We start from the raw sequence: 13,077 nt of genomic DNA, 5'->3' as shown, positions 1-13,077 counted from the left end.
AAATAAATTCATGGCAAATCGTTTAAAAGAAAAGTTCGTTAACGAAATTACACCTGATCTAGTTAAGAAATTTAACTACACATCAGTTATGCAAGTACCAAAGATTGAAAAAATCGTTTTGAATATGGGTGTTGGTGACGCAGTTGCTAACTCAAAGAACCTTGATGAAGCTGTTGCTGAATTAGCACTTATTTCAGGACAAAAGCCACTTGTTACAAAGGCTAAAAAGTCAATTGCTGGATTCCGTCTTCGTGAAGGTATGTCAATTGGTGCCAAAGTTACACTTCGTGGTGAAAGAATGTATGACTTCTTAGATAAGTTGATCAACGTTTCATTACCTCGAGTTCGTGACTTCCATGGTGTTAGCCGTACAGCCTTTGATGGCCGCGGTAACTACACATTAGGTGTTCGCGAACAATTGATTTTCCCAGAAATCGATTTTGATAATGTTAACCGTGTTCGTGGTTTGGATATCGTAATTGTTACGACAGCCAACACTGACGAAGAATCACGTGAATTATTGGCAGAATTTGGAATGCCATTTGAAAAGTAAGCGAAGGGAGCAAACAAATTGGCTAAAAAATCATTAGTTGTAAAGAGTGAACGTCCTGCTAAGTTCTCAACTCAAGCATATACTCGTTGCGAACGTTGTGGCCGTCCACACTCTGTATACCGTAAATTCCATTTATGCCGTATTTGCCTTCGTGAATTAGCTCATGAAGGACAAATTCCTGGTATGAAGAAAGCTAGTTGGTAAAAAGAAATCAGAGTTAAAGGAGGGTAATACTGAATGTCTATGACAGATCCGATTGCAGACTTTCTTACTCGTATTCGTAATGCGAACATGGTTCGTCACGAATCTTTAGAAGTACCTGCATCAAAAATTAAGAAGGATATTGCTGAAATTCTTAAGAACGAAGGCTTTATCAAAGATGTTGAATATATTGACGATGACAAACAAGGCATCATTCGTGTATTCCTAAAATATGGAAAGAACAACGAACGAGTTATCTCTGGTTTGAAGCGTATTTCAAAACCTGGATTACGTTCATACGTAAAAGCTGATGAAGTTCCGAAGGTGTTGAATGGTTTGGGTATCGCAATCATCTCAACTTCTGAAGGTGTAATCACAGATAAAGAAGCACGCGCTAAGAAAATCGGTGGAGAAGTATTAGCTTACATCTGGTAATTTTTTAGATAAGGAGGTGCCGTTCAATGAGCCGTATCGGTAGAAAACCAGTTGAAGTTCCAGCTGGTGTTGAAATTAAACAAGACGGAAACGTCGTTACTGTTAAAGGACCTAAGGGTGAATTAACACGCACAATGAGTGCGGACATTAAAATGAACGTTGAAGGAAATGTTGTTACATTTGATCGTCCAAGTGATGATAACAAGATGCGCGCATTACATGGTACTACACGCGCTAACTTTAACAACATGGTTGAAGGAGTAACCAACGGTTTCGAAAAGAAACTCGAATTAGTCGGTGTTGGTTACCGTGCTCAACTTAAAGGTAAGAAGCTTGTTTTGAACCTAGGTTACTCAAACCCAGTTGAAATGGAAGCTCCTGAAGACCTTAAGGTAGAAGTACCTGACAACACACACATTAATATCAGTGGAATTAGCAAGCAACGCGTTGGTGATTTTGCCGCTGAAATCCGTGCCGTACGTTCACCAGAACCTTACAAAGGTAAAGGGGTTCGCTACGTTGGTGAATACGTTCGCCGCAAGGAAGGTAAGACAGGTAAGTAATCTAGCAGCTTGATATAGTTAGCTGATAATTTAAAAATATGAGGTGAAAATTTTGATTTCAAAACCAGATAAGAATAAGAAACGTCAACGTCGTCACGCACGTATTCGTTCAAAAATCTCTGGTACTGCAGAGTGCCCACGCTTAAATGTATATCGTTCTAACAAAAACATCTACGCTCAAGTAATTGATGACGTAGCGGGTGTAACGCTAGTTAGTGCCTCAACATTAGATAGCGAAGTTTCAGGTGGCTCAAAGACTGAAGCTGCTGCACAAGTTGGTGCTTTGGTTGCCAAGAGAGCTGTTGAAAAGAAAATCGAAAATGTCGTTTTTGATCGTGGTGGCTACCTCTACCATGGTCGTGTGCAAGCTTTAGCTGAAGCTGCTCGCGAAAACGGACTTAAATTTTAAGGATAGGAGGGAAATACGTACATGTCTAAGTTTATCGATCCAGAAAAATTGGAATTGGAAGACCGCGTAGTTGCTATCAACCGGGTTACAAAGGTTGTTAAAGGTGGACGTCGTCTTCGTTTTGCTGCTTTAGTCGTTGTTGGTGACAAGAACGGTCATGTTGGTTTTGGTACTGGTAAAGCTCAAGAAGTTCCAGAAGCAATCCGTAAAGCAGTTGAAACTGCACGTAAGAGTTTGATCGAAGTTCCAATCGTTGGAACAACTCTCCCTCACGAAGCCATCGGTGTTTACGGTGGTGGACGGATTCTGATGAAACCAGCTGCCGAAGGTTCTGGGGTTACTGCTGGTGGTGCTGTTCGTGCCGTTATGGAATTAGCCGGTGTTGATGATGTTACAAGTAAGCGTTTGGGTTCAAACACTCCAGTTAACGTTATCCGTGCTACTTTCGAAGGTCTTAAGAGCATGCGTAATGCAGAAGAAGTTGCTGCCCTACGTGGGGTTTCAGTCGATCATTTAGCTGAATAAGGAGGATATTCTGATGTCACAATTAAAAGTTACATTAATTAAAAGTGCCGCACATCGCCTCCCTAAACAAAGAAAAATTGTTAAGGAATTAGGTCTTGGCCGGGTTAACAGTTCGGTTGTCCTACCTAACAATGAGGCAACTCGTGGAGCAATTTTCCACATTGCACACTTAATCGAAGTCGAAGAAGTAAAATAATATTGTAAGATTGGAGGTTTCCTTGCATGAAGTTGAATGAATTAAAGCCTAGCGAAGGCTCACGGACTAGCCGCAAGCGTATCGGCCGTGGTGATTCAAGCGGTAACGGTAAGACAGCTGGTCGTGGTCAAAAGGGACAAAAGGCACGTGGAAAAGTTCGTTTAGGTTTTGAAGGTGGCCAAATGCCTCTTTACCGTCGGATTCCAAAACGTGGTTTCACAAACATTAACCGCAAAGAATACGCAATTGTTAATCTTGATGCACTTAACGTATTTGACGAAGGTGCTGAAATTACACCAGAAGCATTGCTTAAGGCTGGTATCATCAAGAAACAACTTAGCGGTGTTAAGATTCTCGGTAATGGTGAAGTTTCAAAGAAATTCACTGTTAAAGCTCAAAAATTCTCTGCGAGTGCTGTAAAGGCAATCGAAGCTGCTGGTGGTAAGACCGAGGTGATTTAATGTTTTCAACCGTCATCAATGCTTTAAAAGTGAAAGATATCCGACATAAGATTTTTTTCACGCTTGGTATTTTGATTGTATTTCGGTTAGGATCATACATCACCGTTCCGGGAGTAAATGCGCATGCGTTGCAAAGCATTTCCTCTTCGGGGCTAGTTGGAATTCTTAATACCTTTAGTGGTGGCGGATTGACAAACTACTCCATTTTCGCAATGGGAGTTTCTCCATACATTACGGCACAAATTATTGTTCAATTGTTACAAATGGACATTGTTCCAAAATTTGTGGAGTGGAGTAAGCAAGGTGAGGTTGGTCGTCGGAAGCTTAATCAAGCAACCCGGTGGTTAACAATCGTCCTTGCTTTTGCGCAATCAATCGGAATCACTGCTGGTTTTAACTACTTAAGTCAAATGAATTTAGTTGAAACACCAAACGTACACACCTTCTTAACCATTGGGTTGATTTTAACAGCGGGAACGATGTTAACAACTTGGTTAGGAGATATGATTACGGAACGTGGTATCGGTCAGGGGGTTTCAATGATCATCTTCGCAGGGATCATTGCCCGGACACCGACTGGAATTCAACAAATTTATACTGAACAGTTTGTTAATACGCCGAAAAGTCAGTGGGGTCAAAGCTTCTTGTATGTAGGATTAATTTTACTTGCTGTTTTAGCCATTGTTATTTTTGTAACTTGGGTACAACAAGCAAGCCGTAAAATTCCGATTCAATATACACGACGGGCTTCGGGCGCATCTGACAGCAGTTACTTACCATTAAAAGTTAACGTTGCGGGAGTTATTCCGGTAATTTTTGCTAGTTCGTTTATTTCGACTCCACAGACCATCCTGATGGCGTTTGCCTCATCTCATTCCGAAGATGATTGGTACAATGTCTTGACCAACGTGTTTAATATGCAAACCACGGATGGCGCAATCTTATACACCGTGTTGATCGTCTTGTTCACGTTCTTCTACGCATTTGTTCAGGTTAATCCCGAGAAATTAGCGGAGAATTTACAAAAACAAGGCAGTTACATTCCAGGTGTTTGGCCTGGAAAGAAAACGCAAAGCTACGTTTCGAGTCTTTTGATTCGATTGAGCGTCGTCGGAGCACTTTTCTTAGGTTTAGTTGCGTTAATTCCGTTACTTGCATCGAACATCTTTGGTTTAGACGAATCAATCGGATTAGGTGGTACAAGCCTACTAATCGTGGTCGGAGTTGCAATTCAGTTGTTTGACCAACTTGAAGGTCTAATGATGAAACGAGAATACATCGGGTTTATTCGTAACTAATTCGTCGTTTAGCAATGAAGGAGAATTACTAATGACTAAATTAAACCTCGTTTTGATGGGTTTGCCTGGTGCTGGTAAAGGTACCCAAGCTCAAAAAATTATTGAGGATTTTAAAATTCCGCACATCTCCACTGGTGACATTTTCCGTGAAGCAATGAAAAATGAAACCGAAATGGGGATTGAAGCTAAAAAGTTCATCGATAAGGGTGAGCTAGTTCCCGATAGTGTAACTAACGGGATTGTCGAAGATCGTCTAGCAATGGACGATGTCAATGATGGTTTTATGCTTGATGGTTTCCCTCGGAATCTTGAACAAGCTAAGGCGTTAGACGAAATGACATCTCGCTTAAATAAACCATTGACGGCAGTGATCAACATTCATGTTGAACCTGAAGTCTTGGTTGAAAGACTATCTGGCAGATTTATTTGTAAGAATTGTGGAGCTACTTATCATAAGCTCTACAATCCACCAAAGGTTGAAGGAACTTGTGATGTTTGCGGACATCATGAATTCTATCAACGTGAGGACGACAAGCCAGAAACGGTAAAAAATCGAATTGCCGTTAACACAAAACTTAACGCGCCTTTGATTGATTACTATGAAGAAAAGCATCTCCTTTACAATATTAATGGCGATCAGGATATCAACGATGTTTATTCTGAAGTCAAAAAAGTATTAGAGGCTCTCTAATTTCGTGCTTGTTGGTACTATAGATAACGTTCATTGTTTGCAAATAGTTTTTTCGTATGGTAAGCTGATTCAGGTTTAGCTTCGAAATACATATTTTGAAGCTTTTTGTTGGTTTTTACTGTTAGAAAAGTTAATTAGGAGGCACAAATTTAGTGGCTAAAGATAATGTCATTGAAATTGAGGGCAAAGTCAAAGAAACTATGCCTAATGCGATGTTTAAAGTAGAACTTGAAAATGGTCATGAAATTCTTGCCCACGTTTCGGGTAAGATTCGGATGCATTACATCAAGATTCTACCTGGGGATCGGGTTACGGTTGAGATGTCGCCGTACGATCTTACCAAGGGTCGCATTACCTATCGTTTCAAATAAGTTTTATTCGTTTAGGAGGATTTATTCATGAAGGTACGTCCATCAGTTAAGCCAATGTGTGAACATTGCAAGATCATTAAACGTAAAGGACGCGTTATGGTAATTTGCTCAGCAAATCCTAAGCACAAACAGCGTCAAGGAAAATAATTATTATACTTGGAGGTGAAATTTAATGGCCCGTATTGCAGGTGTTGATTTACCACGTGACAAGCGTATTGTCATCGGTTTGACATATATTTACGGTATTGGTAACACTACCGCTCAAAAAATCTTAAAGGACGCAGATGTTTCTGAAGATGTTCGCGTTCGCGATTTAACAGCAGATCAAGAAGACAAGATTCGTGCAGAAGTAGACAAGTATCTTGTTGAAGGTGATCTTCGTCGTACAGTTAGTCTCAATATCAAACGTCTCCAAGAAATCGGTTCATACCGTGGTATGCGTCATCGTCGTGGTTTGCCAGTTCGTGGACAACACACGAAGAATAACGCTCGGACACGTAAAGGTAAGAAAGTTTCTATCGCAGGTAGAAAAAAATAATTAAAGGAGGCTAAACATTTATGGCAACGAAAAGAAATACTCGTAAGCGTCGAGTAAAAAAGAATATTGAATCTGGAGTAGCTCATATCCATTCAACATTCAACAATACTCTGGTTATGATTACAGACCCTCAAGGTAACGCAGTTGCTTGGTCATCTGCTGGTGCACTTGGCTTCAAGGGTAGTCGTAAGTCGACTCCATTTGCTGCTCAAATGGCTTCAGAAGCTGCTGCAAAGGCTGCTATGGAACATGGTATGAAGAATGTTGAAGTTGCTGTTAAGGGACCTGGTTCTGGTCGTGAAGCTGCAATTCGTGCTCTCCAAGCAACTGGGCTTGAAGTAAGCGCAATTCGTGATGTTACACCAGTTCCTCATAACGGATCTCGTCCTCCAAAGCGCCGTCGTGTATAGAGTTCGGTTCTGTTTGAGGGCAAACTTTATAATGCATTCAAAGTCGAAATGCAGACTGCGTTTTGAAAGGGGTAAAAATTAGAATGATCGAATTTGAGAAGCCAAAAATTCATAAAATTGACGAAAATGACAATTATGGCCGATTTGTTATTGAACCCTTAGAACGGGGATATGGTACAACGCTTGGTAATTCACTTCGTCGAATCCTATTATCGTCGCTTCCAGGAGCAGCGATTACTAGTGTTCAAATTGATAACGTGTTACACGAATTCTCCACTATTGAAGGTGTTGTAGAAGACGTTACGCAAATCATTTTGAACCTTAAGAAGGTTTCCTTAAAGATTGAATCTGACGACGAAAAGACGTTAGATATCAATGTGGTGGGACCTGCCAACGTTACTGCTGGTGATATTATGGGAGACGGTGATGTTACGGTTCTCAATCCAGATTCACCAATTTGTACTGTTGCAGAAGGGGCGACATTCCATGCCGTTTTAACTGCTGATACTGGCCGTGGATATACTTCTGCGGACGAAAACAAGGCTCGAAAGGCGGATATGCCAATTGGCGTATTGCCAATCGATTCTATTTATACCCCAATTGAACGTGTTAATTATCAAGTTGAAAAAACTCGTGTTGGTCAACGAGATGACTACGATAAACTTACGCTCGATATTTGGACTGATGGTTCGATCACTCCTAGTGAGGCAACAAGTTTATCTGCTAAAATTTTAACTGAACACCTTGCTATCTTTGTAAACCTTAATGACCAGGCTAAAGAGACTGAAATTATGGTGGAAAAAGAAGAAACTCACAAGGAAAAAATGCTTGAAATGACAATCGAAGAGTTAGATCTTTCGGTTCGCTCATACAATTGCTTAAAACGAGCAGGTATTAACAGTGTTCAAGAATTAACTGATCGCACTGAGGCTCAAATGATGAAAGTTCGTAACCTTGGACGTAAATCACTAGTTGAAATCCAAGAAAAACTGAATGCTTTGGGCTTGAGTTTCCGTTCAGAAGACTAATCATAAGGAGGGTTCCCATAGATGAGTTATCGTAAATTAGGTCGTACAAGCTCCCAACGTAAAGCGTTGCTTCGCGATCTTACAACAGAATTAATTGTTAATGAAAAGATCGTTACAACTGAAGCCCGTGCTAAGGAAGTACGTTCTACAACTGAAAAAATGATTACATTGGGTAAGCGTGGCGACTTACATGCCCGTCGTCAAGCTGCAGCATTTGTTCGTAACGTCGTTGCTGATGTTACAGAAGATGGTGAAGATGTTAAAGTTTCTTCAGCACTTCAAAAATTATTTGCTGAATTGGCTCCACGTTATGCTGATCGTAATGGTGGATATACTCGTATCTACAAAACGATGCCACGCCGCGGAGACGGTGCCCCAATGGTTGTCTTAGAATTAGTTGACTAATTCTAAGCAATTATAAGAATAACAAAATCTATCACTAAGATATTGGTAGGGTGTTACGATGCTGGAGAAATCCGAGTCTAGCCCACGGCGAGTTTACGGACTTGCTACCTTTATCTTCAGTGATTTTTTTTGTATACAATGGTAAAATTAGTTCCATATTGTATCGGGAGAGTAGGACTGTGGAAAACATTATTGAAGTAAAACATCTTACGTATAAATACGCTAATAACGGTGATAAAAAAGCACTGGATGATGTCTCGGTCGCTATTCAAAAAGGAACGTGGACGGCAATTGTTGGGCATAACGGGAGCGGTAAAAGTACCTTAGCCCGTACAATTGACGGCTTAATGTCGTTTCGGGAAGGCACGGTTACGGTAGCCGGAATTCCCCTTAATGAGGATACGGTATGGGACGTCAGAAAAAAGATTGGCATGATTTTTCAGAATCCAGACAACCAGTTTGTTGGCGCCACGGTGGAAGATGACGTGGCTTTTGGACTGGAAAACTTAGGGATTCCCACTGCAGAAATGCATCAGATTGTTGAGCGGGTGCTTACTCAGGTGCGGATGAGTGACTTTAAGTCCCGGCAGCCTGACCAGTTGTCTGGTGGGCAAAAGCAGCGGGTGGCGATTGCCGGAGTGTTGGCGACTAAACCGGAAATTATGATTTTGGACGAGGCCACCAGCATGCTTGATCCGCAGGGGCGCACGGAAATTATTCAACTAATCAATCAAGTGCACCAACAACAAGATTTAACCGTCCTTTCAATTACCCACGACGTTAGCGAAGCGATGCTAGCCGATCAGGTGATTGTGTTAAATGATGGTAAAGTAGTGACTACGGGGACCCCTCAAGCGGTTTTCGCGGATAATCAACTTTTAGAACAGACTGGATTAGAAAAGCCCTTTAGTGGTCAGCTTTATGACGAGCTTGTGGCCCACGGGTTTAAAGTGCCGCCAACATTAAAGATGGACGAAGCTAAATTGGAGGAATGGGTATGTCAATTAAGTTCAAATCAGTAAGTTACGTTTACCAAGCCCATACTCCTTTTGAAAATCTGTCGTTAAAGGACGTTAATTTAACGATTCCTACTGGTTCATATACCGCAATCATTGGCCACACCGGTAGTGGAAAGTCGACGTTGATTCAGCACGTTAATGGTTTATTAAAGCCAACGACGGGGACGGTTGAGGTTGATAATCAAGTAATTGATGCAACCACAAAAAATAAGGCGCTGGTGGCTCTAAGGCAGCACGTGGGAATTGTTTTTCAATTTCCCGAAAGTCAGTTATTTGCGGAAACCGTACTGGACGACGTTAAATTTGGTCCGTTAAACTTTGGACTAAGCGATGCGGAGGCGACCCAACGAGCTCAGCAGGCGCTAGCAAAGGTACACATGCCCGAAAGCACTTGGCAAAAATCACCTTTTGAATTATCGGGTGGACAAATGCGCCGGGTGGCAATTGCTGGAATTTTAGCAACTAATCCAGCAATCTTAATTTTGGACGAGCCCACGGCAGGTCTGGATCCGCAGGGGCGGACTGAAATGATGGAGCTTTTTGCGGAATTACATGATCAAGAACACTTAACAATCTTGTTAGTGACCCACCAGATGGATGACGTTGCCAACTATGCCGATCAGGTTGTGGTAATGGATGACGGACAAATTATTAAAGTGGGGAGTCCCCGGACCGTTTTCAGCGCTCCAGAGTGGTTATTAGAACACCAGTTAGGGTTGCCCCAGGTTACGGAGTTTGCCCAACGGTTAATGCAACGCGGATTCCACTTCGACCCAGTTCCTCTGCAAATGGGCGAACTAATTGAACAACTTAAGCAGAACGGGGGACGTGCACGTGAATAAGATTTTATTTGGGCGGTACATTCCCGGACATTCTTTTATCCACCGGATGGATCCGCGTGCTAAGTTAATTTTAAGTTTGGTATACATTGTCGCCGTATTTCTTGCCAATAGTTGGGCCGCTTACCTAGCAAGCTTTGTTTTAGCAATGGTGATTATCGCGGCCTCGGCAATTGGTCCACGTTTCTTTTGGGACGGGGTAAAGCCGTTAATTGGGGTCATTTTACTGACGATGATTATCCAGGTGTTCTTTGGTGTCGGGGGTCACGTCTACTGGCATTGGGGAATTCTGTCCATAACCAGCAACGGTCTTTTAAACGCCGTGTACATTGCAATTCGGTTTATTTTAATTATTTTAGTTTCTACCGTACTTACGCTGACGACCTCGCCCTTGGAAATTTCAGGGGCAATTGAAGCCATTTTTATGCCACTAAAGAAGATTCACTTCCCGGTTTACGAAATGGCACTAATGCTGTCGATTGCCTTGCGCTTTGTACCAACTCTAATTGATGAAACGGAAAAAATCTTAAATGCGCAGCGATCCCGGGGGGCTGATTTTAGCTCTGGGTCGATTTTGGTGCGTTTAAAGAAGCTCGTGGCCATCCTCATTCCACTATTTGAAAGTGCCTTTAGCCGGGCCGAGGAGCTCGCTACGGCGATGGAATCGCGCGGATACCAAGGTGGAGAAGGGCGCAGCAAGTATCGGGTTTTAAATTATACAAAAAATGATATTATCGGGACGATAACGATGCTGCTTGCGGCAGTAGTGATTATCGCCCTTAGAAGATGAGGTTGACATGCGTTATAAGATTACAATGGCTTACGATGGGACTAACTTTGCGGGCTTTCAAGCGCAGCCTAACCAACGAACGGTTGAGGGAGTGCTAAAACGTGCGGTGAATAAAATTGCGAAAAATCCCCAACCCGAAATCCCAATTTTTGGTTCTGGTCGAACAGACGCTGGAGTCCATGCTTTTGGGCAGGTAGTGCACTTTGACTTACCGATTGAAATGACGGCCAACAACATGCTACACGCGTTGAATAGCATTTTACCTTTAGATACGCAGGTAAAAAAGGTGGAAATCGTGGACGAAGATTTTCACGCACGGTTTACCACTCACGGCAAACGGTATCAATACCGGATGGCGTTAGGGGAATTTGTTGATCCATTTAAACGCAATTACACCGGACATTGGAAATTTCCGATTAGTATTAAATTGATTCAACAAGCAATCAAAGATTTAGAGGGCACCCACGACTTCTCGAGCTTTGTAGCATCGGGAAGCACAGCTAAAAATCACGTGCGGACCATCTACGAGGCCAAGGCGTGGAAGGATGAGGCCCAAAACGAAATTATTTTTGAATTTTACGGAAATGGCTTTTTATACAACATGGTGCGAATCATGGTGGCCGTTTTAGTTGAAATTGGTAGCAAACGGCGGCCGGTTGATGATATTCCGCGGCTTTTGGCGGTCAAAGACCGCAACCAAGCCCGGGGAACTGCTCCGGCAAGTGGGCTATATTTAAAAGAAGTCGATTATTAGATTTTTGATTGACTTTAACCGGGACTGTCAATATAATGGAAGTTGGTATTGTTTACCTCCACAAAATAAGCCCCGGAAACTTATTATAGTTGAGTTAAACAAAACAGAAATTGGAGGAAATTCAAGTGCGTACAACATATATGGCTAAACCAGGTGAAGTAGAACGTAAATGGTATGTCGTTGATGCGACCGATGTTCCTTTGGGACGTCTTTCAACAGTTGTTGCATCTATTTTACGTGGTAAGAACAAACCAACATACACTCCTAATGTGGATACTGGTGACTTCGTTATCGTTATTAATGCAAACAAGGTTAAGTTGACTGGTCACAAGGCGACAGACAAGATCTACTACCACCACACATTGCATCCAGGTGGTTTGAAGATGAAGACTGCAGGTGAAATGCGTGAAAAGACTCCTGAACGCTTGATCGAAACATCAGTTAAGGGAATGCTTCCACACAACTCACTAGGTCGTAAGCTTGGTTTGAAGTTGCATGTTTATGCTGGTACAGATCATAAGCATCAAGCTCAAAACCCTGAAAAGCTTGACATCACGAACTTAATTTAAGGAGGAAATGAATTTTGGCTGAAGCACAATATCGCGGCACTGGCCGTCGTAAAAACTCCGTTGCTCGTGTACGTCTTGTACCGGGAACCGGTAAAATCACTGTAAACGATCGTCCAATCGAAGAATACATTCCATTTGCAAACTTACGTCAAGTAGTTATCCAACCATTCGGCGTAACTGAAACAAACGGCAACTATGACGTTATTGCTAACGTTAATGGTGGTGGATTCTCCGGACAAGCTGGCGCAATCCGTCATGGTATTGCTCGTGCTCTTTTGGATGTTGATCCTGATTTCCGTGCACCTTTAAAGAAGGCTGGTTTACTTACACGTGACCCTCGTATGAAGGAACGTAAGAAGTACGGTCTTAAGAAAGCTCGTAAGGCTGCACAATTCTCAAAACGTTAATCGTTACTATATACAACGATTACAACACCTTCCAGAAATGGAGGGTGTTTTTTTGTGCAAAAAATGATTAAGCTATTGGTTGACAGAACGTTGTCTTCTGATGATAGCTTAACCTCTTGAAAGAAGTTATATTTTTAATGGTGGATGCTTCAACTTGGATGGTTATTTTATATTCCAAACTGGTCTTTGCTGGTCCTTCTTAATAACTTTTAAAAAGCCAGTTTTGAGGCATTAAAGTATCGGGTAGGTAAATTAAATGGTAGAATTGAAAAAAATTAGGAGGGAAGTATATGAAAGTTAACATTCACCGTTCAGCAGATAACCGGATATTTGCGGGGGTCTTGGGAGGATTAGCGGAACATTACGGGTGGAATGCGAGTCATGTACGGATAATTTATTTGCTCTTAAGCATTACACCCATTTTCCCTGGAATCCTGGTGTATTTAATTTTGTGGCTATTGATGGGAGAGCCCATTAATTATTCGAAAAAACGTAAAACAATCAATTAAATCTGGGTTGTTTTAAACGATAATTCAAAATTGGTCTGGTTGGTTTTAGAAAATAAAGCTAACCAGACTTTTTGTTTGAAATCTTACTGCAATTTACGCTTAAGTG

23 protein-coding genes are annotated in these 13,077 nt (G+C 41.8%); all 23 read left to right on the top strand.

Annotated features, from left to right (window positions below; all coding sequences use genetic code 11):
* Positions 1-10: 10 nt before the first annotated feature.
* The 23 genes from rplE (at position 11) to NYR25_06940 (ending at position 12,971) form a co-directional block, all read left to right on the top strand.
* Positions 11-553 (top strand): 50S ribosomal protein L5, encoded by a 543-nt coding sequence (rplE, locus tag NYR25_07050; GenBank protein UWF33350.1) that lies wholly within the window; start codon positions 11-13, stop codon positions 551-553.
* An 18-nt stretch (positions 554-571) separates the two neighbouring features.
* Positions 572-757 carry a type Z 30S ribosomal protein S14 gene (locus tag NYR25_07045; protein ID UWF33349.1) on the top strand — a complete coding sequence of 62 codons (186 nt, stop codon included), beginning with the start codon at positions 572-574 and terminating at the stop codon, positions 755-757.
* Positions 758-790: 33 nt separating this feature from the next.
* Entirely contained in the window at positions 791-1,189 is a 399-nt protein-coding gene (rpsH, locus tag NYR25_07040) for a 30S ribosomal protein S8 (GenBank protein UWF33348.1), read from the top strand.
* Positions 1,190-1,215: 26 nt separating this feature from the next.
* Complete coding sequence (rplF, locus tag NYR25_07035; protein ID UWF33347.1) at positions 1,216-1,752, top strand: 50S ribosomal protein L6; 537 nt, start codon at positions 1,216-1,218, stop codon at positions 1,750-1,752.
* Between the two features lie 52 nt (positions 1,753-1,804).
* Positions 1,805-2,161, top strand: a complete 357-nt coding sequence (rplR, locus tag NYR25_07030) for a 50S ribosomal protein L18 (GenBank protein ID UWF33346.1) — start codon at positions 1,805-1,807, stop codon at positions 2,159-2,161.
* A 21-nt stretch (positions 2,162-2,182) separates the two neighbouring features.
* Entirely contained in the window at positions 2,183-2,686 is a 504-nt protein-coding gene (gene rpsE / locus NYR25_07025) for a 30S ribosomal protein S5 (GenBank protein UWF33345.1), read from the top strand.
* Positions 2,687-2,699: 13 nt separating this feature from the next.
* The gene (gene rpmD, locus NYR25_07020; GenBank protein UWF33344.1) at positions 2,700-2,882 is read left to right on the top strand and encodes a 50S ribosomal protein L30; all 183 of its coding nucleotides are present in this window, start codon (positions 2,700-2,702) and stop codon (positions 2,880-2,882) included.
* A 26-nt stretch (positions 2,883-2,908) separates the two neighbouring features.
* Positions 2,909-3,343 carry a 50S ribosomal protein L15 gene (rplO, locus tag NYR25_07015; GenBank protein UWF33343.1) on the top strand — a complete coding sequence of 145 codons (435 nt, stop codon included), beginning with the start codon at positions 2,909-2,911 and terminating at the stop codon, positions 3,341-3,343.
* Positions 3,343-4,641, top strand: coding sequence for a preprotein translocase subunit SecY (gene secY, locus NYR25_07010; protein ID UWF33342.1), 1,299 nt, complete (start codon positions 3,343-3,345; stop codon positions 4,639-4,641). Before rplO ends, secY begins: the two co-directional genes overlap by 1 nt.
* A 31-nt stretch (positions 4,642-4,672) precedes the next feature.
* Positions 4,673-5,332, top strand: coding sequence for an adenylate kinase (locus NYR25_07005; GenBank protein UWF33341.1), 660 nt, complete (start codon positions 4,673-4,675; stop codon positions 5,330-5,332).
* A gap of 152 nt (positions 5,333-5,484) precedes the next feature.
* Complete coding sequence (gene infA, locus NYR25_07000) at positions 5,485-5,703, top strand: translation initiation factor IF-1 (protein ID UWF33340.1); 219 nt, start codon at positions 5,485-5,487, stop codon at positions 5,701-5,703.
* 27 nt (positions 5,704-5,730) lie between these two features.
* On the top strand, positions 5,731-5,850 hold the full coding sequence (rpmJ, locus tag NYR25_06995; protein ID UWF33339.1) for a 50S ribosomal protein L36: 120 nt from the start codon (positions 5,731-5,733) through the stop codon (positions 5,848-5,850).
* 25 nt (positions 5,851-5,875) lie between these two features.
* A complete protein-coding gene (gene rpsM / locus NYR25_06990; protein ID UWF33338.1) occupies positions 5,876-6,241 on the top strand; it encodes a 30S ribosomal protein S13 in 366 nt (121 codons plus the stop codon).
* A gap of 20 nt (positions 6,242-6,261) precedes the next feature.
* The gene (gene rpsK / locus NYR25_06985) at positions 6,262-6,651 is read left to right on the top strand and encodes a 30S ribosomal protein S11 (protein UWF33337.1); all 390 of its coding nucleotides are present in this window, start codon (positions 6,262-6,264) and stop codon (positions 6,649-6,651) included.
* A gap of 83 nt (positions 6,652-6,734) precedes the next feature.
* Positions 6,735-7,679, top strand: a complete 945-nt coding sequence (locus NYR25_06980) for a DNA-directed RNA polymerase subunit alpha (protein ID UWF33336.1) — start codon at positions 6,735-6,737, stop codon at positions 7,677-7,679.
* A 21-nt stretch (positions 7,680-7,700) separates the two neighbouring features.
* Positions 7,701-8,084, top strand: a complete 384-nt coding sequence (gene rplQ, locus NYR25_06975) for a 50S ribosomal protein L17 (GenBank protein ID UWF33335.1) — start codon at positions 7,701-7,703, stop codon at positions 8,082-8,084.
* Positions 8,085-8,263: 179 nt separating this feature from the next.
* Positions 8,264-9,106 carry an energy-coupling factor transporter ATPase gene (locus tag NYR25_06970; GenBank protein UWF33334.1) on the top strand — a complete coding sequence of 281 codons (843 nt, stop codon included), beginning with the start codon at positions 8,264-8,266 and terminating at the stop codon, positions 9,104-9,106.
* Complete coding sequence (locus tag NYR25_06965) at positions 9,082-9,945, top strand: energy-coupling factor ABC transporter ATP-binding protein (GenBank protein UWF33333.1); 864 nt, start codon at positions 9,082-9,084, stop codon at positions 9,943-9,945. Before NYR25_06970 ends, NYR25_06965 begins: the two co-directional genes overlap by 25 nt.
* Positions 9,938-10,732 (top strand): energy-coupling factor transporter transmembrane protein EcfT, encoded by a 795-nt coding sequence (locus NYR25_06960; protein UWF33332.1) that lies wholly within the window; start codon positions 9,938-9,940, stop codon positions 10,730-10,732. Before NYR25_06965 ends, NYR25_06960 begins: the two co-directional genes overlap by 8 nt.
* A gap of 7 nt (positions 10,733-10,739) precedes the next feature.
* A complete protein-coding gene (gene truA / locus NYR25_06955; GenBank protein UWF33331.1) occupies positions 10,740-11,486 on the top strand; it encodes a tRNA pseudouridine(38-40) synthase TruA in 747 nt (248 codons plus the stop codon).
* Between the two features lie 125 nt (positions 11,487-11,611).
* Positions 11,612-12,055 carry a 50S ribosomal protein L13 gene (gene rplM, locus NYR25_06950; GenBank protein UWF33330.1) on the top strand — a complete coding sequence of 148 codons (444 nt, stop codon included), beginning with the start codon at positions 11,612-11,614 and terminating at the stop codon, positions 12,053-12,055.
* Between the two features lie 14 nt (positions 12,056-12,069).
* Positions 12,070-12,462 carry a 30S ribosomal protein S9 gene (rpsI, locus tag NYR25_06945; protein ID UWF33329.1) on the top strand — a complete coding sequence of 131 codons (393 nt, stop codon included), beginning with the start codon at positions 12,070-12,072 and terminating at the stop codon, positions 12,460-12,462.
* Positions 12,463-12,752: 290 nt separating this feature from the next.
* Positions 12,753-12,971, top strand: a complete 219-nt coding sequence (locus tag NYR25_06940; GenBank protein UWF33328.1) for a PspC domain-containing protein — start codon at positions 12,753-12,755, stop codon at positions 12,969-12,971.
* Positions 12,972-13,077 lie beyond the last annotated feature (106 nt).

Source organism: Pediococcus acidilactici, assembly GCA_024970065.1.
GTDB lineage: Bacteria > Bacillota > Bacilli > Lactobacillales > Lactobacillaceae > Pediococcus > Pediococcus acidilactici_A.
The sequence above is the reverse complement of the archived record's forward strand: the minus strand, read 5'-3'. Positions and strand labels throughout refer to the sequence as shown.